At 46.8% G+C, this 21,392-nt stretch carries 24 protein-coding genes; 23 read left to right on the top strand and 1 reads right to left on the bottom strand.

All coding sequences use genetic code 11. The features are described 5' to 3' along the window. Positions 1–7 precede the first annotated feature (7 nt). The 8 genes from MKY44_RS17525 (at position 8) to MKY44_RS17490 (ending at position 5,292) form a co-directional block, all read left to right on the top strand. On the top strand, positions 8–514 hold the full coding sequence (locus tag MKY44_RS17525; RefSeq protein ID WP_036607653.1) for a gamma carbonic anhydrase family protein: 507 nt from the start codon (positions 8–10) through the stop codon (positions 512–514). Positions 515–537: 23 nt separating this feature from the next. Further along, complete coding sequence (locus tag MKY44_RS17520; protein ID WP_017687723.1) at positions 538–717, top strand: IDEAL domain-containing protein; 180 nt, start codon at positions 538–540, stop codon at positions 715–717. A gap of 154 nt (positions 718–871) precedes the next feature. After that, on the top strand, positions 872–1,294 hold the full coding sequence (locus tag MKY44_RS17515; protein ID WP_341008030.1) for a DUF2487 family protein: 423 nt from the start codon (positions 872–874) through the stop codon (positions 1,292–1,294). Between the two features lie 192 nt (positions 1,295–1,486). After that, positions 1,487–2,026, top strand: coding sequence for a QcrA and Rieske domain-containing protein (locus MKY44_RS17510; protein WP_036607648.1), 540 nt, complete (start codon positions 1,487–1,489; stop codon positions 2,024–2,026). A 15-nt stretch (positions 2,027–2,041) separates the two neighbouring features. Beyond that, positions 2,042–2,713, top strand: coding sequence for a menaquinol-cytochrome c reductase cytochrome b subunit (gene qcrB / locus MKY44_RS17505; RefSeq protein ID WP_017687726.1), 672 nt, complete (start codon positions 2,042–2,044; stop codon positions 2,711–2,713). 21 nt (positions 2,714–2,734) lie between these two features. Then, on the top strand, positions 2,735–3,619 hold the full coding sequence (locus tag MKY44_RS17500; RefSeq protein ID WP_237174715.1) for a menaquinol-cytochrome c reductase cytochrome b/c subunit: 885 nt from the start codon (positions 2,735–2,737) through the stop codon (positions 3,617–3,619). 110 nt (positions 3,620–3,729) lie between these two features. Next, positions 3,730–4,356, top strand: a complete 627-nt coding sequence (locus MKY44_RS17495) for a DUF1405 domain-containing protein (RefSeq protein WP_341008029.1) — start codon at positions 3,730–3,732, stop codon at positions 4,354–4,356. A 66-nt stretch (positions 4,357–4,422) separates the two neighbouring features. Beyond that, the gene (locus MKY44_RS17490) at positions 4,423–5,292 is read left to right on the top strand and encodes a sporulation protein YpjB (protein WP_341008028.1); all 870 of its coding nucleotides are present in this window, start codon (positions 4,423–4,425) and stop codon (positions 5,290–5,292) included. Between the two features lie 120 nt (positions 5,293–5,412). Here the strand turns inward: MKY44_RS17490 and MKY44_RS17485 are convergent, their stop codons facing one another. Then, the gene (locus MKY44_RS17485; protein WP_036607636.1) at positions 5,413–6,282 is read right to left on the bottom strand and encodes a YitT family protein; all 870 of its coding nucleotides are present in this window, start codon (positions 6,280–6,282) and stop codon (positions 5,413–5,415) included. Positions 6,283–6,453: 171 nt separating this feature from the next. Between MKY44_RS17485 and MKY44_RS17480 the strand changes: the two genes are divergently transcribed. From MKY44_RS17480 to MKY44_RS17410, 15 genes are all read left to right on the top strand, one after another. Next, complete coding sequence (locus MKY44_RS17480; protein ID WP_017687732.1) at positions 6,454–6,783, top strand: nucleotide pyrophosphohydrolase; 330 nt, start codon at positions 6,454–6,456, stop codon at positions 6,781–6,783. Positions 6,784–6,833: 50 nt separating this feature from the next. Next, positions 6,834–7,358 (top strand): tetratricopeptide repeat protein, encoded by a 525-nt coding sequence (locus tag MKY44_RS17475; protein ID WP_341008027.1) that lies wholly within the window; start codon positions 6,834–6,836, stop codon positions 7,356–7,358. A gap of 80 nt (positions 7,359–7,438) precedes the next feature. Continuing rightward, on the top strand, positions 7,439–8,242 hold the full coding sequence (gene dapB / locus MKY44_RS17470) for a 4-hydroxy-tetrahydrodipicolinate reductase (RefSeq protein ID WP_017687734.1): 804 nt from the start codon (positions 7,439–7,441) through the stop codon (positions 8,240–8,242). A gap of 11 nt (positions 8,243–8,253) precedes the next feature. Further along, on the top strand, positions 8,254–8,694 hold the full coding sequence (gene mgsA, locus MKY44_RS17465) for a methylglyoxal synthase (RefSeq protein ID WP_017687735.1): 441 nt from the start codon (positions 8,254–8,256) through the stop codon (positions 8,692–8,694). Then, on the top strand, positions 8,691–9,389 hold the full coding sequence (bshB1, locus tag MKY44_RS17460; RefSeq protein WP_341008026.1) for a bacillithiol biosynthesis deacetylase BshB1: 699 nt from the start codon (positions 8,691–8,693) through the stop codon (positions 9,387–9,389). The genes mgsA and bshB1 overlap by 4 nt, the downstream gene beginning before the upstream one ends. A gap of 99 nt (positions 9,390–9,488) precedes the next feature. After that, positions 9,489–10,649 (top strand): N-acetyl-alpha-D-glucosaminyl L-malate synthase BshA, encoded by a 1,161-nt coding sequence (gene bshA / locus MKY44_RS17455; RefSeq protein WP_076209934.1) that lies wholly within the window; start codon positions 9,489–9,491, stop codon positions 10,647–10,649. A gap of 62 nt (positions 10,650–10,711) precedes the next feature. Beyond that, on the top strand, positions 10,712–12,010 hold the full coding sequence (locus MKY44_RS17450; protein WP_341008025.1) for a CCA tRNA nucleotidyltransferase: 1,299 nt from the start codon (positions 10,712–10,714) through the stop codon (positions 12,008–12,010). Continuing rightward, positions 11,997–12,974, top strand: coding sequence for a biotin--[acetyl-CoA-carboxylase] ligase (locus MKY44_RS17445; RefSeq protein ID WP_036672005.1), 978 nt, complete (start codon positions 11,997–11,999; stop codon positions 12,972–12,974). Before MKY44_RS17450 ends, MKY44_RS17445 begins: the two co-directional genes overlap by 14 nt. Before the next feature lie 343 nt (positions 12,975–13,317). Beyond that, positions 13,318–14,196 carry a 3-methyl-2-oxobutanoate hydroxymethyltransferase gene (gene panB, locus MKY44_RS17440; protein ID WP_036607625.1) on the top strand — a complete coding sequence of 293 codons (879 nt, stop codon included), beginning with the start codon at positions 13,318–13,320 and terminating at the stop codon, positions 14,194–14,196. Beyond that, entirely contained in the window at positions 14,193–15,089 is an 897-nt protein-coding gene (panC, locus tag MKY44_RS17435; RefSeq protein ID WP_341008024.1) for a pantoate--beta-alanine ligase, read from the top strand. The genes panB and panC overlap by 4 nt, the downstream gene beginning before the upstream one ends. After that, positions 15,082–15,465 carry an aspartate 1-decarboxylase gene (panD, locus tag MKY44_RS17430; RefSeq protein ID WP_341008023.1) on the top strand — a complete coding sequence of 128 codons (384 nt, stop codon included), beginning with the start codon at positions 15,082–15,084 and terminating at the stop codon, positions 15,463–15,465. The genes panC and panD overlap by 8 nt, the downstream gene beginning before the upstream one ends. Positions 15,466–15,558: 93 nt before the next feature. Next, a complete protein-coding gene (locus tag MKY44_RS17425; protein ID WP_036607621.1) occupies positions 15,559–16,206 on the top strand; it encodes a tetratricopeptide repeat protein in 648 nt (215 codons plus the stop codon). Positions 16,207–16,348: 142 nt separating this feature from the next. Then, positions 16,349–19,210: an ATP-dependent DNA helicase DinG gene (gene dinG, locus MKY44_RS17420; RefSeq protein WP_282320926.1), complete on the top strand. Its 2,862-nt coding sequence runs from the start codon at positions 16,349–16,351 to the stop codon at positions 19,208–19,210. A gap of 218 nt (positions 19,211–19,428) precedes the next feature. Next, complete coding sequence (locus MKY44_RS17415; protein ID WP_062835163.1) at positions 19,429–20,082, top strand: redox-sensing transcriptional repressor Rex; 654 nt, start codon at positions 19,429–19,431, stop codon at positions 20,080–20,082. Next, a complete protein-coding gene (locus tag MKY44_RS17410; protein ID WP_100527244.1) occupies positions 20,069–21,376 on the top strand; it encodes an amidohydrolase in 1,308 nt (435 codons plus the stop codon). Before MKY44_RS17415 ends, MKY44_RS17410 begins: the two co-directional genes overlap by 14 nt. The last annotated feature ends 16 nt before the right edge of the window (positions 21,377–21,392 follow it).

Genomic DNA, 21,392 nt, shown 5'->3' with positions numbered 1-21,392 from the left:
GATAATAATGATAATTCCATACAAAGGTCTACAACCTCAGTTACACCCTTCGGTATATATGGCTGAAGGTGCAAAACTGATCGGTGATTTGAGAATGGGAGAAGAGTCTTCCGTCTGGTTCAATGCAGTCCTTCGGGCTGATTTGGCTCCTATTATCATTGGAAAGCGCTGTAATATTCAAGATAACGTTGTCGGGCATGTCAATACTGATCAACCTTTGATCGTGGGAGATGATGTCTCAGTAGGACATACAGCGATCATTCATGGTTGTTGTATTGGAACAGGATCATTAATCGGCATGGGAGCCATTCTGCTGAATGGAGCCGATATTGGCGAATATACGCTGATTGGAGCCGGTTCTGTTGTTACTGAGAATAGTAAAATTCCGCCCTATACTCTTGCTTTGGGGACACCTGCCAAAGTGATACGTGAGCTGACTGATGCCGATCTGGAGCGGATGTCCAGAACTTCACTGGGTTATGTTACCAAAGGAAAAGAATATAGGAGCTCTTAAATCCGTTTTGGAGGTGCATCCTATTGGATAAAATGAAAGTTACGTATGAAGTCATGTTGGGGCTGGCAGCTGAGATGGTGTGGGACGAAGCGCTTCGCAAACAGCGCAGCGAGAAGCTCTATTTGGAAATCGATAAAGCGTTAGCTACCGGAGACGAAGTAGCTTTCCGGAGTCTGACGGATGAACTGAGGACCATAAACTGATTAGCTAAATATATCCTTTCTGAGATAAAAGGGAATGCGCAGATGCGTGTTTCCTTTTTTTTGATATGTGTAATTCCGAAATGAATGTCTGGATTTATAAGATATAGTCATATATAATATGGGAATAAAATGGATAGAGAGGGGATATAGGGAATTGAAATTCAGTGAGATGACTCAAGACAGCTGGGCTGAACTGCAACTCTATCTGGATACATGCCTTATTCCATACACAGCTCTTAGCGGTGAGCAGTCGCCAGTTGAAGCTACCGAGGCATTGGAGCGGCTGAGAGATTTTCTGGATCTGGTCGAAATTCCTTTCAAAGGGAGAATCATGACTTATCCAGCCTTTCATTATGCTAATTCGGAATTGTCAATGACATTAAATTCCTTGTCCGCACAGCTTAAATCCTCGGGATTCAAATATGTGGTTATTATGTCATCAGATGGTCATTTGGATGGCGTGGAAATTCCAGCTGCTGATCTGGTTTTGAGTCGGTCCTTCTTAACTCATGAGGTCGGAGAAGAAGGGATTGCGAGATTTATAGGGGAAAAGATACGAGAGTTGTGGAAAAAATAGTTTTTAGCGACAAATGTGACAATTTTACAACAATTTTTTAATAACGCTTACAATTGAACCTTAAAAATGTGTGACAAATTCTTGACGGTGTTCTAGGGCTACTATATGATTATGTATGTTCTAGTAAGTCGTGGAATTTATGAAAATGAAAACGTTTGAGAGAGTTGGCTGAAAAAGGGGGTTGGAGACAGTATGAGCAGTGAGCATGACCACGAAGCTTCATTGAAATTGCCAAGCCGCATGGAGATGTCACGCAGGCAGTTTTTGACGTACACGCTTGGTGGAGCTACAGCCTACATGGCCGCCGGTGCAATCCTTCCTATGGTCCGTTTTGCGGTGGACCCGATTTTGCAACATAAGGGAGAAGGCACCTCTGTCAAAGTAGCTGAAATCAGCAAAATTACGAATGAGCCTCAAGAATTCACCTTTGAACTTAAACAACAGGATGGTTGGTATCTGAGTAATGCATCGTTAGTGGCGTGGATTCGCAAAGACGAGCAGGGTAAAATTTATGCACTCTCACCTATCTGTAAACATCTGGGATGTACAGTAGGCTGGAATAGTGACAAGCAGTATCCTGACGAGTATCATTGCCCCTGCCATGGCGCGCACTATGACAAGGAAGGGAAGAATCTTGCCGTAGCCCCCAAACCGCTGGATGAGTATGTAGTCAAGGAAGAGCAGGGTTGGGTATATCTGGGCGACATTGTTCCGAACACCCGAGTGAATTAGGAGGCGTGAACGCAGATGTTTAAAAATGTCTATGACTGGATTGACGAGCGTCTTGACATCACGCCAATCTGGCGGGACGTTGCGGATCATGAAGTTCCAGAGCATGTAAATCCGGCTCATCACTTTTCCGCATTCGTGTACTGCTTTGGTGGATTGACGTTCTTTATTACTGTTATTCAGATTCTGTCAGGCATGTTCCTGACCATGTATTATGTACCTGATATTATCAATGCCTACGCAAGTGTGGAGTACCTGCAGACCAAAGTAGCCTTCGGCCAAATTGTTCGCGGCATGCACCACTGGGGAGCCAGTCTGGTTATCGTAATGATGTTCTTACATACGATGCGTGTGTTCTTTACAGGCTCTTACAAGGCACCGCGTGAAATGAACTGGGTTGTCGGCATGCTGATCTTTTTCGTCATGTTGGGCCTGGGGCTGACAGGGTACTTGTTGCCATGGGATAACAAAGCCTATTTTGCAACAAAAGTAACACTGGAGATTGCCAATACGGTTCCTTGGCTGGGACCGATTATTAAAGAATTCCTGCAAGGCGGTACGATTGTTGGTGCACAGACACTAACCCGATTCTTTGCCCTGCACGTATTCTTCCTCCCCGCTGTGCTTCTGGTGCTTCTGGTCGGACACTTTATCATGATCCGCAGACAGGGCATTTCGGGACCACTATAAACTGAGAAGGGAGGAATCGCAATGGCTCACGGACATAAGAAGGATGATGAGGAAAAGGTTATCTTTGTCGGTGATTCACGGGTCCGTAAAGGGGCGGGTTTCATTACCCCTCCTGATTACACGGCGTATCCCGGCAAATCAGAAGCCTTTATCCCCAACTTCCTGCTGAAAGAATGGATGGTTGGTGTCGTTGTATTGGTGGGGATTCTGGTTCTCACGATCTCAGAACCTGCACCTTTAGGCTATCCGGCCAATCCGAGCGCATCCGTAATTCCTATGCCGGACTGGTACTTCCTTTTTCTGTATCAGTACTTGAAGTATCCATACGCATCGGGCGATTACGTTCTGCTCGGGGTACTGGGGGTCAGCGGAGTCGCTTTTGGAGCTTTGCTGCTGGCACCATTCCTGGACACAGGCAAGGAGCGGCGTTTCTATAAACGCCCAATTGCTTCATCACTGATGATTTTGTCGGTCATTTCTGTATTCTACCTGACGAATGTAGCATGGACGCACTACGAGCATGAGTTGGAAGCAAGTGGACAGAAACCTGAACATATTCAACGTGAAGAAGAAGCGCTGGAGAGGCGTGAACAGGGGCTCCCACCCGTTTCCAATGCACCTGGACAGCAAGAAGAGGTTGCGATCGTGGAACAGGATGATCCTGCAATGGAAACGTACAAAAAGGCCGGATGTATTGGCTGCCATGCTGCTGATATGAAGGGCGCAAGTGGACCTTCACTTCGGGGTGTGGGTGACAAGCACAGCCAAGAAGAGATTCTGACCATCATTAAAGATGGTTATAACGAGATGCCTCCTCAGTACAATAACGCCATCGCTCAAGGTGTCACGGATGAAGAGATCACTCATCTGACCGAATGGCTTGCGAAACAGAAAGCAGAACAGTAAAATCGAAATAACCAATGAAACCTGATCGTTTATGCGGTCAGGTTTTTTGAAATGTTTTTTGGACAGCACTGTATCGTGCACAATTTATGATGAAGGAAGGGGCAGGGAATGTGGCTTTATCGTATTTCTGGAGTAGGGAATTTTTAACCAATCGTTATTTCCTGTGGTTATTATTTTGGTGTAATGCAGTAGGAACGGTATACGGATACATCTGGTACGGAGAGCAAATGAAATTGACGCTGGCTGAGCAGCCGGTGTGGCAGATCGTATTTGTGCCAGATAGCCCAACAGCGAGTTTGTTTTTTACTTTAGCGTTGTTATGGATCTTGTACCCACCACGGTCCATCATCATCAAACGGATCGGACATGTGATTCAGGCGCTTGCCGTGGTCACATCTGTGAAATATGGCGTGTGGGCCGTATCCATTATTTTCGCTGGCTGGATGCAAGGTGGTACACAGCACTGGCAAGACTGGATGTTGATTGCTTCGCATAGTGCGATGGCCATTGAAGCTCTAATTTATGTACGCTTTTTCGGCTTCCGCTGGGCTTCCCTTGTCGTTGCAGGTCTCTGGACACTGTTGAACGATACGATGGATTATACATATGATATTTACCCTTGGTTACCCGCTTCCCTCTATGATCATGTAGATGGTGTGCGTAATTTCACATTCGGACTGACACTGGTAAGCATTCTGTGCGCGTGGCTGGCCTTAAGACAGGCGAAACGAACCTGATATCCGATCTTGAGCTTGTTCTAATGAACTGTCCCCCGCCATACATTGGTGGTGGGAGGGATGTCCATGAAGAGAACGTTTGGGATCAAAACTGGCTTACTGGTGGTATCGTTCATGGCTCTAATGCTTTGGACGAACTTAGCATATCGTGTATCCGCGCAAAGTGAAGCATTGAATTCGAATTCAGATCAGCAAGTGTCCACAAGCAATTCAATTGCACAACTGAATGAGGAAGCAGCCATATTGTATCGTCAGGCGCTCGAGAATAATATTGAAGAAGTGCGCGGAAGCATTCTGCGTATCAGTAAAAGTCTGGAGCATATCTCCTTTGAGGGACAAACAACAGTCGAGGGCATTCACGCCTTGTCCGAAACCATAGTTGAAGTGAAACAAGCCGTTGTGAAGGTGAAAAATGACGATGCTTCTCTTCAGCAGTCCTCAGCCAAGCTCAGACTTGCAGCAGATAGTCTCGCGAATCCAACCAAGCCTTTATGGCTTCAGTATTATAAAATCGTGAAAAACGATCTGGACGCTTTATCCGCTGCTACAAATCAAGGGCAAACTGCGGCCGTACTGGCAAACCGCTACACCGTTCTGGAGGAGCATTATGAGACGATTCGTCCTGCCGCACTGATTCGCCGTGAACCGTATGAAATTGCTCAGATGGACGCCTGGTTATCTCATACCAAAGGGCTTACCACTGCCAAGCAACCTGATCTGGCTCAATTAAAGAGCATGGTTGGCCATGGGGAGGAACTGGTTAACCAGTTGTTTGGTCGCGAGAAGGACGAGAGTGCCTTTGTACCGTTTGTACAGGGTCCCGATCGCAGGGCAGCCGGGCTGCTCATTAGTTCGGTCATTGTGGCGACGTTAAGTTACGCCGGATATCGTAAATATCGTGCGCAGCAGCAGGGGATTTTTCCTTTTCGGCGTTAATAGAACATGAACTTGATCTTGGTCTATAAGTGGTATATAAAAAAAGACCTCTTTCCGCATGAGTAGCCACGCTAACGGCTCTTCATGTAAAAGAGGTTTTTTTGTAGTTTCTGTGTTATATCAGCTTTCTTTGAAACCTTCGCCATGTACATCGTGAACATCGCTGATGATGACAAAAGCTCTTGGGTCAATGGAACGTACAATGGTCTGCAATCGCCTGAACTCTTGCCTGGAGATTACGCAGTAGGCCATGTGTTTGGCCTGTTTAGAGTACGCGCCAATGGCTGGAATGAGGGTGACGCCACGATCCATATCCCGTGTGATCTGGTCCGCAATCTCGGGTGCATGGTCACTAATGATCATAAATGCCCGGGCAGAATATGCACCTTCCTGAATAAAATCGATGACTTTGGAGGCGATGAATACAGCTACAAGCGTATACAGAATTTTTTCTTTGGGGATGTAGATGAGAGAGAGCCCGATAATGACAAAGTCGATGCCCAGTAATACTCGGCCCATACTCCATCCATACTTGCGGTTGAGAATACGGGCAATGATGTCTGAACCGCCCGTCGTTCCGCCCCAACGGAATACAATGCCAAGGCCGGCTCCAAGGGTGACACCTGCATATAGGGCTGCGAGCAGGAGGTCATTCTCGGTATGTAATGGTTCAATCCAGCCCAGATGAATCAACTTCTCAAACAACCATAGAAAAACGGTCAGTGCCCCGATTCCGATACCCGTATAGATCATCTGTCTGCCGCCCAAAATTTTGAGCCCAATCAGAAAGAGGGGAACATTCAGAATCAAGGTTGTAAGTGAAGGTGAGATGCCAAAGGCGTAATTGATCAGCACCGTAACCCCGGTGAGGCCACCTTCCATAAGCTGGTTGGGGATAATGAAATAGAGGAGCCCAAAGGCATATAAGGCTGTACCCAGTACGATGGGAAGAACCAGTTTAACTTGTATCCAGGTTTTGGCAGTGCTCATAAGATCCCTCGCTGTAGACAAATTAGAATGAAGAAGCAATCATTCCCATCTAGTATACCTGTTTATTGATTCTTTAAAAATGATTTGTCGCTGATGATGGTGGAAGTGAATCTAAATAACTGATATTATTAGGAACAAATACGACATCATTTCAAAGGAGAATCCGTTCTCATGGAGAAAAGCATCGCAGAAATGCAGCGTGAGGTTGATCAGTATATCTCCCAGTTCAAGGAGGGGTATTTCAGTCCTCTGGCCATGTTGGCCCGGATGTCTGAAGAGGTTGGGGAGCTTGCCAGGGAAGTGAATCATGAATTTGGCGAGAAGCCGAAGAAATCTTCCGAAGCAGCCAATTCCATTGAACTTGAGCTTGGAGATATTTTATTTATCACGATTTGTTTTGCGAACTCACTGGGAATTGATCTGGCTGAGGCGCACGATAAAGTCATGCATAAATTTAACACCCGCGATGCCAATCGGTGGACTCCCAAAAACACCGATTAGGCATAGATTACATATGCTGTACCATCACCCGATCGGGGAGGGGCAGCTTGATGATGAAACCGGAAGAATATATGCAGCAGGCTTATCGCTGTATATTGCAAAATGATTTTGAGCAGGCCATTCGTTGGTTCGAATCAGCCATTCATGCTCATCCAAAACATGCGGAGTTATATTATCGCTGTTCCATTACACACGCCCGCAGCAAACATCTGGTTCCGGCACTTGAATATGCGCGCAAGTCGGTTGAATTGTCGCCAGGAACAGAAGAGTATATTTTGCATCTGCAGACGTTGGAAGCAAAAGAATTGACCTCCAGAGCGAAGTTGCTGTTGGAGCAGGCGGGTATTGCAACACAGGAGCGCTATGTGGAAGCGTCTACGCTTCTGCAAGAAGCGGTCAAACTTGATCCGCTCTCAGTGGAAGCTCATGTTATGCTTGCGCTGGCTTACAGTGATTTGAATGAATTTGACTATGCAATTCAGGCGCTGCGTGAGGCAATTTTGCTGGACCCGCAGAATGGGCAACTGCATCAGATGTTACAGGAAATCAAGCAACGTATGAAATCCATTCAATAAGAATTCATTTTGCAAAGATTTCTTTTGAGTAGAAATGGATTCAACGATATGATCCAACATAGCGAGGAGATGCAGTCAATATGAGTGAAGTAATCAGAGTTGCCGTGATCGGAGCGGCTGGCCGTATGGGCCGTGAAGTTGTGAAATTGGTACTTCAGGACCCGGAATTGGAGCTTGCAGCGGCTGTCAACCGCTCCGGAGCAGGCACGGATGCAGGAACCCTTGTTGGTTTGCCAGAGTGTGGGGTGCTGGTGACTGATGATATCGAAATGGCTTTTGCCGAAACAAAACCTCAAGTTATGGTTGATTTTACAGTGCCTCAATATGCTTTTACACATACCGAGATCGCGATCCGTCATGGAGTCAGACCTGTCATGGGTGTTACCGGCTTCACGCCGGAGCAGATCGAACAGTTGGACAAGCAGTGCCAGGACAAAGGAATTGGAGGGCTTATTGCCCCTAACTTCTCGATTGGTGCCATTTTGATGATGCGATTCGCAGCACAGGCTGCCAAACATATGCCAAATGTGGAGATTATCGAATATCACGGAGATCAGAAGCTGGATGCTCCTTCCGGAACTGCGATCAAAACAGCGGAACTGATTGCTGCCAATCGTGAAGAACTTCGTCAAGGTAATCCAAATGAGGAAGAAACGATTGAAGGATCACGAGGCGGGTATTACAATGGCTTCCGAATTCACAGTGTACGATTGCCTGGCGTATTCGCGCAGCAGGAAGTTGTTTTCGGAGACTATGGACAGTCACTCAAAATTCGGCATGACTCCTACGAGCGCGCAGGTTATATGCCTGGTGTTAAGATTGGTGTGCAAAAGGTTATGGAGTATACAGGAATGATCTACGGATTTGACCACTTTATCGACTAAAGGAGATTGTCATGTTGAAAATAGCATTTATCGCCCATGATCGTAAAAAAGAAGAGATGGTTAACTTCGTGACGGCATATGAGCCTGTTTTTACGGACCATCAATTATATTCTACAGGAACAACAGGCCTTCGTATTATGGAAGGAACGTCCCTGAAGATTCATCGATTCGAATCAGGCCCATTGGGCGGAGATCAGCAGATTGGAGCTTTGGTTGCGCAAAATGAGATGGATCTGATTATTTTCTTGCGCGATCCATTGATGGCACAACCTCACGAGCCAGATATTAATGCGTTGCTGCGTCTTTGTGATGTGCAGGGAATTCCACTTGCCACCAATATCGCAACCGCTGAGATTCTGGTTAAGGCTCTGGATCGTGGCGATTTTGCCTGGAGAGAGCTGGTACATAAGTACAAGCCGGAGGCTGGATTGAATTCGGGTGATTCCGAATGAGTCTGGATATTCTCATTTTTGGAGCACATGCAGACGATGCGGAGATTGGTATGGGTGGAACGATTGCCAAACATACCGCTGCCGGCTTGAAAGTAGGCGTGTGTGATCTGACTCGTGCTGAGATGTCTTCCAACGGAACAGTAGAGCGCAGAACCGAGGAAGCGGAGCAAGCCTCCCGCGTCCTCGGTCTTTCGTGTCGAACGAATCTGGGTCTTCCAGATCGTGGCTTATATCTTACGCCTGAACATGTACAGGCGGTGACGGCTGAGATACGGCGTCATGCCCCTCGGATGGTGTTTGCTCCGTATTGGGAAGATCGTCATCCGGATCATGTCAATTGCAGTAAGCTTGTGCAGGAGGCTGTATTTAACGCCAAGCTTCGCAACTACATGCCGGATATGCCTGCCGTGCAGGTGAAGGAACTTTATTTTTACTTTATTAATGACATCGGTCCTACGGATTTGATTGTTGATATTACGGAACACTATGAGAAAAAAGAAGCATCATTACTTTCTTATCGTTCCCAATTCGAACTGGGAGACGGAGCGGTCTCGACACCATTGAATCAAGGGTATATTGAACGTGTAAGAGCCCGTGATTCCTTGCTCGGACAACGCAGTCTCATCCCGTTTGCAGAAGGTTTTGCTACAATTACACCTTACGTGGTTCATCAATTTGGCCCGGGTGCCCAATAAGCGATTTCACATTTTACGTCTAATGAAACGAAGGGTTTCATTATTCCATTGCATTATATCAACCTGCATGAAGCGGGAGATCAAAGGAGCGTCCACAGGATGGATAAAAAGCTAAAAATCGGCATCACCTGTTATCCGTCCCTCGGCGGGTCTGGCGTTGTCGCAACGGAACTGGGCAAATTACTTGCCGAACAGGGGCATCAGGTTCATTTTATTGCCAACAGTATCCCGTTCAGACTGGGTACGTTCCAGAAAAATATTTTTTACCACGAAGTTGAAGTAAATGATTATTATGTTTTCCGTTACCCTCCGTATGACCTGTCACTGGCAACAAAGATGGCTCAGGTGGCTAAGTCACAGCAGCTGGATCTGCTGCATGTTCATTACGCCGTTCCACACGCAGTATGTGCCTTTCTTGCGAAACAAATGGTAGGGGACGGCCTTAAAGTGGTTACCACGTTACACGGAACAGATATTACGGTTCTGGCTCAGGATGAATCTCTGAAGGATCTGATCCGTCTAGCCATTAATGAAAGTGACGCGGTTACTGCCGTATCACAAGATTTGATTCGAGAAACGGTCGAATTGCTGGATATTCAGCGTCCAATCGATCTGACCTATAATTTTATTGACAAACGAATATATTATCCGCGTGATGCTGCCAGTCTGCGAAGAGACTTTGCTGCGCCCGACGAAAAAATATTAATGCACATCTCCAATTTCCGACCAGTGAAGAGAACTCAGGATGTGGTAGAGGTCTTCCGTCAGGTACAGGAGCAGGTTCCTGCCAAACTGTTATTTGTTGGTGAAGGACCTGATTTGCCGAAGATGCAATGGAAAATTAATGATCTCGGGTTGAATGATAAAGTTCATTTCCTTGGCAAACAGGATGACATTGCTCAGGTCATTTCCATGGCTGACGTGTTGATGCTTCCATCGGAGAAGGAAAGTTTCGGACTTGTGGCGCTCGAAGCAATGGCTTGTGGCGTACCCACGATCGGTTCACAGGCCGGAGGAATTCCGGAACTGGTCTTGCATGGTAAGACGGGGTATTTATCCGCGATCGGGGATACACAATCCATGGCCGAGAACACCATCCGTTTATTGACGGACGATCGTTTGGCTGCTGAGTTCAGGGAAGCATGTCTTCAGCGCGCGCATCACGACTTTTGCAATGATGCTATTCGGCATGAATATGAACAGATATATTACCGGGTGTTAGGAAGGGAAGTTCCGAATCTGAAGCCGGTTTGCGGTTAATCATTTCTTTGACGAAATCATACTGTGCATACCACAACAGGCAAGAGAAGAGGTGATATGTGGTGGTTCAATGGACACAGGTAGATCGTGAAATGGCAATGCAAAGTGAGAATGTACTCACAACATTAAACAAACATGGCTACAAGGCATATTGGGTAGGTGGTTGCGTTCGTGACGAATTGCTGGAACGTGTTGTGGACGATATGGATATCACGACATCTGCTTCTCCTGAGCAAGTCATGGAACTGTTTGACGATTGTATTCCTACAGGTTTACAACACGGTACGGTTACCGTTCGTTCAGGCGGTTATTACTTTGAAGTGACCACATTTCGAACAGAATCCGAATATCAGGATAATCGCAGACCTGCTGCGGTTCAATTTGTTCAGGATATCAAGGAAGACTTACAGCGGCGTGACTTCACGATGAACGCTCTTGCCATGGACGTCACTGGGACAATCGTTGACCCATTCGGTGGACAGGCAGATATCAAAGAAGAGCGAGTCAGATGTGTGGGTTCTGCGATGGAACGATTTGGAGAAGATGCACTGCGGATGCTCCGCTGTGTCCGGTTTGCTTCCGTATTTGATTTTAAAATTGCCTATAACACGTGGAAAGGTCTTGTAAAGCAGAAAGACCTGCTTCAACATATAGCAATGGAACGGGTACGTACCGAGATGGTAAAAATGATGTCGGGACCGCATCCTTTAAGAGGGTTGGAGCTGTTATACAGAAGTGATGCCCTTGCGCACATCAAAGCGGCGGTTAGCTCGGCGCGTTTTAACAAGACGTTGTTATCTAATCTGGAACAATTGTCAGGTGAGCATGTGTTGCTCCGCTGGTCACTCATCCTGATTGCTGGCGGATATAGCAAGGATGAAGCAGATGTATTATTACGTCAGTGGACATTTTCCAATGAACATCGTTCTCGTATAACAGGGGTCCTTCAGGTGGAACATTTGATTCATACTTCCGTTCAAGAGCAGAAGGATACGGTCAGTCTCCGTTCTGATTGGATCGTTACTGTTCTGGCTTGCGGCGTTCAGGCGGCGGATGATTGGCTTCGAATACAGTCTACACTGCCAGCAGGATGGCGGAATCAATCCGAACAGGCAGAAATGCAAGTTGTTTTGGTTCAAGAGCTTGCAGCCGAATGGAGTCAATCGATCCCTGTGCATGACTTGAAAGAGTTGGATATTACAGGGGAACAAGTGTTACAAATGGTGCAGCGCAAAGGCGGGCCTTGGCTGGGGAAACTAATGAAACATTTGTTACGAGAAACGGCGATTGGAACGATAGCGAATCAGCATGAAGCACTAAGTGCAGAAGTGAAGCGGGTGGTTCAAGATGACCAAACATGAAGATCTGTTACATATGTTATTAAATGCAGAAGGACGATTCGTATCGGGTGAAGAGATCAGCCGTAATCTGTCCATCAGTCGGACCGCTGTGTGGAAACATGTGAACAAGTTGCGAGACATGGGTTATGAGTTTGAAGCGGTATCCCGCAAAGGATACCGTCTAGTAACGAAGCCGGATAGCATTGACGCTACTGGCCTCCAATTGGCTCTGGATACAACCGTATTTGGCCGTAAGGCTGTTTTGTTGGCTTCGACCCTGTCTACGCAAGGGGATGTTCTCAAGCTAGCTGAGCAAGGGCAGGCGGAAGGTGCTGTGGTCATTGCGGAAGAACAAACAGGAGGAAGAGGACGTTTCGGTCGACAGTGGTTCTCTCCTCCAGGTAAAGGAATCTGGATGAGTGTACTGTTACGCCCTGATCTACCACTTCAGCATACGCCGCAGCTAACTTTATTAACAGGAGTGGCTGTATGTCGTGCCGTTCGAGCTTGTTCAGGAGCTGATGCAGGCATCAAATGGCCAAATGATGTGTTGATTGACGGACGCAAGGTATGTGGCATATTGCTTGAATCTACGGTAGAAGATCATGAAGTCAGATACTGTATTGCAGGTATAGGGGTTGACGTGAACTTTGATCCCGAGGATTATCCGGAAGATCTTACAACTATAGCTACTTCACTCAAGATGGAGACGGGGCAATCCGTTGATCGTACTAAACTAACGGCTGCCATTTTGACGGAGCTTGAACAATTGTATTTTTTGTATCAAAAAGAAGGATTTGGCGTGATCTCAGCTCTATGGGAGGCCCTGTCCGTATCGATGAATCGAGAGATTACAGTGACGAATCCTCATGGTGTCATTGAAGGGAAGGCCATCGGTCTTGACCCATCTGGAGCACTTATCGTGGAGAAGCACGATGGAGAACATACACTAATCATCTCTGGTGAGATTTCCTGGAAATCATAAACAATTTGTCGGATTTTCACTGGTAAAATGAACATAAGACGTGAAGTTTGAGCAGAACTTTGGTATACTGTGTTCGTGAGGCGATATCGGCTAATGCAGACCGAATTGCACTCCCGTAACAGTAACCTTTGTTCTGCTTTGATGTGTTTTATATAAGCAGACCGCAGTGCAAGAATGAAATACGTTTAAGTGAGTTGTTGGATTCTGCTCTGAGCCGAAGAGGACCGAGACAGAAGGGACGATCGCAAGTGACTCTTTTTTGACTTTTCGGGACTTTTTAGTGGAAAACTAAAAGGTTTTTTTGTTGCGTTTATTTGAAAAGAAGAAAGGAGCCATGAAAAAAATGGCGAACAAACAAGCGTTGAATATTGTGAAAATGAAAAAATATAAGCAGGATGGCGTGCCGCTTAGTATGATCACGGCTTACGATTATCCAACAGCGCTTCTCGCAGAGGAAGCAGGTATTGATCTGATCTTGGTTGGTGATTCACTCGGCAATGTAGTACTGGGTTATAACTCGACGCTTCCGGTGACCATCGACGATATGGTGTACCACACACGTTCCGTAGTGCGCGGAGCTGAGAAGACATTTATTGTGGCTGATATGCCTTTTATGACCTATCATGGCAGCGTGGATGAGACGCTTAAGGGTGTACGTCGACTGATGCAAGAGGGGCATGCCCATGCCGTTAAAATGGAAGGCGGAGTCGAGATAGCAGACACCGTTAGAGCAGTCGTGCAAGCAGGCGTGCCTGTTCTTGGACATATCGGACTGACACCTCAATCGGTTAATCAGATTGGTGGTTACCGCATTCAGGGCAAGGATGCAGCGGACGCGAAACGTCTGATGGACGAAGCCAAAGCCCTGGAAGCTGCAGGCGCGTTTGGCATTGTGCTTGAACTGGTTACGGAAGAAGTTGCACGAGCGATCTCGGAGGAACTGTCCATCCCTACCATCGGAATTGGAGCAGGACGAGGCTGTGATGGTCAGGTACTGGTATTCCACGATGTGGTTCAATACGCTTCTCCGTATACGCCCAAACGATTTGTCAAAACCTATGGAGATGTGGGTACATTAATCAGAACCAGCATCGAAGCTTACGTGAAAGAAGTGAAAGATCGTTCGTTCCCGGCCGAAGAGCATGTATTCAATGCTGCGGATGGTGTTCTGGATCAACTGTACGGCGGACAACGCAAGGAAAAGGTGGGGAGTAACTCATGAAAGTATTACGGACAATCGCAGAGTTAAGACAGGAACTAAGCTTGAAGCGTCAAGCGATTCGGTCCACTGCATCCGTTGTAGGTCTGGTACCAACAATGGGTTATCTTCATCAAGGTCATGCAAGTTTGATGCAGGCAGCCAGACAACAGAGCGATATCGTGGTATTAAGCATATTTGTTAATCCGATTCAATTTGGCCCTAATGAAGATTTTGACAGCTATCCGCGGGATGAAGCCAGAGATGTGGAAACAGCACGCTCACAAGGAGTGGATATCGTATTTATTCCCTCTGTTGAAGAGATGTATCCACAGGCAACACAAACGACGGTATCTGTCTCAAAACTGACGGAGCGCTTATGTGGCGCTTCACGTCCAGGACATTTTGACGGGGTAACAACCGTAGTCTCCAAACTCTTCAACATCGTACAGCCACAGCGTGCATTTTTTGGAATGAAAGACGCTCAGCAGGTAGCGGTCATTCAACAGATGGTGAATGAATTGAATATGCCTGTAGAAATTGTACCCTGTCCGATTGTTCGCGAAGAGGATGGTCTTGCTCTCAGTTCACGTAATGTCTATCTTAGCGCAGAACAGCGTACACAGTCCTTGGTTCTGTCGAAGGCACTGCGTGCAGCTCAGGAAGCCGCAGATACAGGTGTAGCTACTACAGCCGCAGATATCCGTCGTATTCTGCGCGAGCACATTGCAACCTCATCGCTTGCCGTTATCGACTACGCCGAGATTCAGGCTTTTCCAAGTCTGGAGCCGCTCGCAGATCAGGAAGAAGTTCAAGGACGTGATGATCTGCTCATCGCACTTGCGGTGAAATTCGGAAAAACAAGATTGATTGACAATATAAGGTTGCAAAAATCGGAGGTACTGTCCCATGTTTAGAACACTGATGAAATCCAAAATTCACCGGGCTACGGTAACGGAAGCCAATTTGAACTATGTGGGTAGCATTACCATAGATGAAGATTTGATGGAAACATCCGACATGATGGAAAACGAAAAAGTGCAAATTGTGAACAACAACAATGGTGCACGTCTGGAAACTTATGTGATTCCAGGACCGCGCGGAAGCGGGGTCATATGTCTTAACGGCGCAGCTGCACGTCTGGTGCAGCCTGGAGATAACGTCATTATCATTTCTTACGCCATGATGTCGCAAGAAGAGGCAAATACTCACAAACCAACCGTTGTATTTGTAGATGGACAGAATAAACCTGTACAAACGATGAAACAGGAAGTCCACGCAACAATTATGTAATCGACTGGTAAGGAGAATGAAATCGGCCCTTGAAGCAAAAAATGAGTACAGGTCACTGCACTAATCCATTTTTTCAAGGGTGGGGATGCATCGATGTTCCAGCATGTTTTCGCAGAAATGAACGACATGTTAGATGAAATTATCAAGAGCTATCCTTCCGCTGAAGGCCTGAACAAACAGGAATTGCTGCAAAAGTGGAACTTGCTTAAGCGGATGAGTGACGGAATGCTGGATGAATGGCTGATGTTTGAAGAAAAGATGAGCCAGGTGAGGGAGCGGGAGATGGATAAGCCTGCTTCCCTTGAACCGGAACAGGAAGCTGTTACCGCTCTGCCTGAACTCCATCTGGAATGTTTCAGTCGAGGTCAGGGTTATTTCAAATTACAGATGTATCCGCAGGCGATCATGCAGTTCTCCCGGGTTGTGACCGACCATCCGGAGAGTGCATTAACTCGTTTTTACCTGGCGCTCGCGTATCTGAATCTGGAACAAATGGCGGAAGCCGGGACACATTTGCAGCAGATCATGTACCTTAAAGGTTCACCTCGCTTGAAAGGGCTTGTATGTAACGCCCTGGGCTGTATTCAAGCCAAGCTTGCGAATCCCGAAGCTGCATGTTCACTCTTTGCACAGGCCCTTCAGTATGACCCGACATTGACCGAACCACTGTACAACATGGAAGCTTGCAGGTTGAACAGGGGAAAATTGCAATATGCTAATCAGCTGACGACCCTTCATTAAGCGGGAATTCGGCGACAAAAAAACGGTGTTCCCTCCTTTGGCATAGCGGCGGGGACACCGCTTTTTTGTCAGTTAATTTTCAAATCCCCTTTTTTTTGCTATGCTGTAACATAGACTGGAATGGAAGGGACCGTACATTGCAATGAAATTTGCCGTATTGGATTTCGAAACAACCGGCACGCAGTCCGACGGTGAGATTATACAGGCCGGACTTGCCATCATAGATCATGACTACAGCATAACTCAAATATATAGTTCTTATGTGAACCCTGGTGTACCGATTCCCCCGTTTATTTCGGGGTTGACGGGTATTACCGATGAAGATGTGGCGGACGCTCCTTCACTCGAAGAGATGATGATGGAGATGGTTCCGCTGCTTAATGATGTGGTGCTTGTTGGACACAACGTCGCTTTTGATTTTCACTTTTTGCAGAATGCTCTCGACCGTTGCGGTTATTTGCCGTTCACTGGCCGCATTCTGGACACGATTGATTTTCTGAAGATTACATTCCCATCACTAGGTTCTTATCAACTCGGTTATGTGTCTTCCGAATTTGGATTTCAACATGATCGCCCTCACCAGGCAGACAGTGATGCACTGGCGACAGCCTATGTGCTGCTCAAGTGTCTGGATGAGTTAAAGGAATTACCGCTCATAACGATTCAGCGCCTCAGTGACCTGTTTGCACCTGAAGACAGTGACTTGGGTTGGTTTTTGGACGGAATGCGCAGTGAGAAGGAAGCAGAGCCGATTCAGGATCTGGACGGACATACCTATTATCGTCAGCTTGCTCTTAATGTAAGTGATTGGACCGATATTGGCGCACCACGCGATGAGCGGGAGGCTAACCCCCTCGATGGTGTAAGCTTCGAACAGTTTATGGACCAGGTTCGGGAGAACCTGAAGGATACGCTGGATCATTACGAAGAGCGTGAAGCGCAGACTCAGATGTTCAGCAGTGTAAGGCAAGCCCTGGATGAAGAGAAACATCTCTTAATCGAAGCAGGAACAGGTACCGGTAAATCTCTAGGGTATCTGTTGCCTGCTATTTACGAAAGTGTGAAGCAAGAACAGAAAGTTATGGTCAGCACGCATACGATCAATCTGCAGGAGCAATTGAGAGAGCGGGACATTCCGATGCTGACTCAAGTGGTTCCGTTCCCGTTTAAGGCTGCTGTATTCAAAGGACGTGGACATTACCTGTGCCTACGCAAATTTGAACACAAAATCAATAAACGTGAGTTCGCTACACCCAAAGAGGATTACTTCACAGCCGCTCAGATGATCGTCTGGCTTACGCAGACCGAAACCGGAGATGATGAGGAACTTAACCTTAGCGGACGCGGAGGGGACTTCTGGGAGACGGTACAGAGCGAATCCGAATCATGTCTGGGAAGATCCTGTCCATGGTTCCGCAAATGTTTCTACCATCGTGCCAAACATGAGGCTGGGTTGTCTGATATCGTAATCACCAATCACTCCAAATTATTTACGGATGTGAAAGCCGCGCATCAGCTGCTGCCAGCCTATGAGAGTCTTGTGATCGATGAGGCACATCATCTGGAGGATGTCGCTGGTAAACATCTTGGAATGCATATGAAATATTTCACTTTGGTTCATACACTGACCCGCCTGTTTAAAGACAGTCGTAATGGACAGCTGCCTATGCTTCGGTCGCAGTTATCCGGGCATGAAAATTCGGTGCAATGGGGCTCCATGGTGGATCAGATGTTCCCGCTCGCTCTTGAAGTTAAGGAGCTGTGGGATCGTATGAGCGATGCCTTGTTTGGTCTGTTGCCTGAACGAAGTGATGCTTCACCGGGAGAGACGGGGCAATTTTCACTGCGTCTGAAAGCATCTCAGAAACCTGCAAAATGGCAGGAGTTGCAGGATCTGGAGAACCAGATCTATGTGACTCTGGGCGATTTGGTTCGCAAAGGGGACAAATTGCTGCTTGAGGTGAAAGAAGATCAGGATGATTATCAATCGGATAGTCTGATCACGGACATTACAGGATTACTGAAAGATCTGACCACATTGAAGGAAAATCTACGTTTCTTCATGCGTATGGATGACGCCAAAACGGTGTACTGGATGGAAGCCAGCGGCCAGTTCCGCAGCAAATCTCTCCAGCTGTATGCCGTACCTGTAGATGTGAGTGCACAACTTAAGGATTTGTTTTTTGACAAAAAGAAAAGTGTTGTTCTTACATCCGCTACGCTCTCCGTGGATAAGTCATTCCAGTTCATGATTGAACAGCTCGGCTTACAGGAAGCCGCCGAGAACAATCGGCTATTAACGTCGATGTTGCCATCACCTTTCAATTATCGCGATCAGGCACTTCTGGTGATTCCGCGTGATTTCCCAAGTGTGAAGGGAAGTGTGGGTGATGCGCACTTTGTCAATATGCTGGTGCAATCACTCGCAGAGACGGCAATTGCTACGCGTGGACGCATGATGGTTCTGTTTACTTCATACAAGATGTTGCGACAGGTCTATGATCCGCTGAAAGAAGCTCTGTCTGGCAACGACATCTCATTGCTTGGGCAAGGCGTTGACAGTGGAAGTCGTTCCAAATTGACTCGCAGGTTCCAAGATGCCAAAGCTACGGTACTTCTGGGTACAAGTAGCTTCTGGGAGGGTGTAGATATCCCGGGAGAGGCGCTAACCTGTCTCGCTATTGTGCGACTGCCTTTCCAGCCACCGAATCATCCGTTGGTGGAAGCCAAGAGTGAGTTGCTTCAGGAACAGAAGAAAAATCCGTTCATGAAACTGTCCGTGCCACAAGCGGTCATTCGTTTCAAGCAGGGATTTGGCCGATTGGTGCGTACAGCGAAGGATAGAGGAATTGTCATTGTTTATGATACACGGGTGATTGAAGCGTACTATGGTAAATTCTTTTTATATTCATTACCAGGTCCCAAAATGGAGCATATGCTCACGGAGCAGATGGTTCCACGAATTACCGAGTGGTTGGAAAAACCTGCTAATGAACAAAAATAATGGTTGTTTTGTTCGTTATATCATTGCATGACACTATCGTTTGGCGTTAAACTTTATTAGATATTTCCGTATCCGATTAAAGCAGTTGCACGTAAGAACTTATAACCTAAATTACAAGGAGCATTCTGTATAAAATGTCACGTTTATCTTTGAGTTTATACAGAATGCTCATCTTTTCATCTATTATTTTATCGTGGCCTTGGTAAGGGGGAGCAAGAATGAAATCGGATAAAATTTCGGAAGCGGTGGTACGACGTCTGCCTGTTTACTTGCGTTATTTGAGCGAGTTGCATCAGCGTGAGGTGGCTACTGTTTCTTCTCAAGAGCTTGGACAGAGGCTGGATCTGAATCCGGCCCAAATTCGTAAAGACCTGGCTTACTTCGGTGATTTTGGTCGTAAAGGGATCGGGTATGATGTATCCTATTTGATCGAGAAAATTCGTCACATTCTCAAAATTGATCAGCAAATTAATGTAGCTCTGGTAGGCGCGGGTAACCTCGGACAGGCCTTGTCCAACTACAACGCATATCTGAAAGACAACATGAAGATTGTTGCTGTATTTGATGCATATGGACCGAAGATTGGTAGTCAAATCAACAGTTTGACGGTAAAACCAATGAATGAATTGACGGAAGCGGTTAAAACGGATAACATCCGCATCGGTATTATCACGGTTCCGGATACGGAAGCCCAAAATGTAGCCGATCAGCTTATTGAATCGGGAATTGAAGCGATCCTTAATTTTGCACCAACAATTCTAAAAACACCGCCGCATATCCGCATTCACCATGCTGACTTTACAACGGATCTGCTAAGTTTGGCCTATTACTTGGAGACTGGAAAGGACGACGAGGAAGATGACAACAAATAGATGGGTAATTCACAACGGCAAATTTGCCGTTAATGAAGGCGGCACAACATGGAACGTGGTCCAAGGATACATGGTTGTTGAGAATGACAAGATTGTGCATATTGGTGAGACATTGCCGGATGAAGACAAAAATTGTACCAAAGTGGATGGAAAAGGACTGTTCTTCCTGCCGGGTCTGATCAATACGCATGGTCATGCAGCGATGTCGTTGCTCAGAGGGCACGGAGACGATCTTGCATTGCAAGTATGGTTGCAGGAAAAAATGTGGCCGATGGAAGCGAAAATGACTTCAGAAGACGTATATTGGGGAACTTCGCTATCAGTGCTTGAAATGTTGAAAGGCGGAACTACAGCGTTCCTGGACATGTACGATCATATGGATCAAGTTGCCAAAGTTGTGGAGCAATCCGGCGTTAGAGCAGCACTGGCACGTGGTGTAATCGGGCTGTGCTCGGAAGAAGAACAATTGCGGAAGCTGGAGGAGTCGGCTGCGTTTGCGCGTGAGTGGAATGGACAGGCAGATGGTCGCATTACAACCGTAATCTCGCCACATGCACCATATACATGCCCTCCTGACTACATAGAGAAGCTTGTGCAGGTCGCGAACGACCTAAACCTTCCCCTTCATACACATATGTCGGAAACGCTTCGTGAAGTCGAGCAGAACGTGGCTGATTATGGACTGCGTCCTGTGGCACATCTGGAGAAACTGGGCTTTTTCTCCCGTCCATCCCTGGTTGCACATGCGGTGCATCTGAATGACGAAGAGATTGAGATTCTGGCCCGACATGATGTGGCTGTGTCCCATAACCCGGGAAGTAACCTGAAACTCGCTTCCGGTGTTGCGCGGGTACCTGCGTTGCTGAAAGCAGGAGTTACTGTGTCACTCGGAACAGACGGACCGGCAAGCAACAACAACCTGGATATGTTCGAGGAAATGAGACTGGCTGCATTGATCCACAAAGGTGTATCCGGTGACCCGACGGCAGTGCCAGCAGGCGAAGCGTTACTACTCGGAACGTCATACGGTGCCAAATCCATCTTCTTGAACAATACCGGAGCACTCCAGGTCGGCATGAAGGCTGACTTTATCGCCTTGGACATTGAACAGGCACATTTCTATCCACATACAGACCTGATCTCACATACAATCTACTCGGCTTCTGCCAAAGATGTTGAGCACGTATGGGTGGATGGAAAACAAGTGGTGAAACATGGCGAATGTCTGACGCTGGATGAAGAACGCATTTTGCGTGAGTCTCAATTGGCATTTGATGGTCTGCTTGCTCGTTAATTGCAGGACAGCATCA

It is taken from the genome of Paenibacillus sp. FSL R7-0026, assembly GCF_038004485.1.
GTDB classification, from domain to species: domain Bacteria; phylum Bacillota; class Bacilli; order Paenibacillales; family Paenibacillaceae; genus Paenibacillus; species Paenibacillus xylanexedens_A.
The sequence above is the reverse complement of the archived record's forward strand: the minus strand, read 5'-3'. Positions and strand labels throughout refer to the sequence as shown.